We start from the raw sequence: 999 nt of genomic DNA on the forward strand, positions 1-999 counted from the left end.
GAAAATGAAGCAACCGGATTTGTTTATGTGAATCGGGAAGAAGATATGGGAATAGACAATTTGCGTCAGGCCAAGCTCTCTTATCAGCCAGATATTATCTTGGAGAAATATAACGCGAGAGTCAAAAGCTAAGCCTGCTTCGACGACTGAGTTTTTACAACGTAAATTTGATCGCACATGATTCAATTTGCCAACGATACAACTAAACAGCAGGTATGGGACATGTGGAAGACTGTTTTCGGCGATCCGGATGACTATATGGAAATTTACTTTCGCCACAAATACCGGAACGATCAGACTCTCCTGTATATGGAAGGAAATAAGGCAGTCGCTTCCCTGCAGATGCTGCCCTATCAGTTCACCTTCTGCGGTACGGAGATCCCTGTGATCTACCTTTCGGGGGTATCCACTTTGCCCGAAGCCAGAAAGAAAGGATATGCAAGAGAGTTGCTACTGCGCAGCTTCGAGGAAGCGCGTAAAAAATGCGTGCCATTGATGCTGTTGGTACCTCAGGAAGAATGGCTGTTGCAGTTTTACAGTAAATATGGGTTTGCCAGGACGTTCGATGCAGGAGTCGAAATCTTGCCCTCTCTGGAGAAACTTGCAAGACAATATCCGGGCAGCTTGCATGCTGCCTACCTTGAATTTGATGCCCTTTTTCGGCAAAAAGATATGACTGTGCAAAAAACATTTGATGATTTTTGTGCCATGGTGGAGGAGGCGGCGCTTTTCGGTTTCCCTCCCAAAAAGAACCTGATGGGTATGGCGCGCGTGATCGATGCCCGGCGTTTGTGCAGCCTTTTTGCCAGCCGTTACAGGCGAAATTCATTTTCTGTGATTGTGCGGGACAATTTGCTTCGGGAGAATAATGGCGCCTTCACGATCTCCGGTGGAATAGCTGACACACACAACCCCGCCACTCAGCCTCTGCTCCATGCGGATGTCAGAGAGCTGGCGCAACTCTTACTGGGTTATCGTACTTCTGTACTCGAGGAGCCT

At 47.7% G+C, this 999-nt stretch carries 2 protein-coding genes; both read left to right on the plus strand.

The window, feature by feature from the left end:
• Positions 1–132, plus strand: a 132-nt coding sequence (locus B3Z75_RS06255) for a phosphatidylglycerol lysyltransferase domain-containing protein (protein ID WP_294068822.1), incomplete at its 5' end; no start/stop codon positions are given.
• Positions 133–177: 45 nt separating this feature from the next.
• Positions 178–999, plus strand: an 822-nt coding sequence (locus tag B3Z75_RS06260) for a GNAT family N-acetyltransferase (protein WP_294068759.1), incomplete at its 3' end; no start/stop codon positions are given.

The sequence above is a fragment of the Proteiniphilum sp. UBA1028 genome (assembly GCF_002316955.1).
GTDB lineage: Bacteria > Bacteroidota > Bacteroidia > Bacteroidales > Dysgonomonadaceae > Proteiniphilum.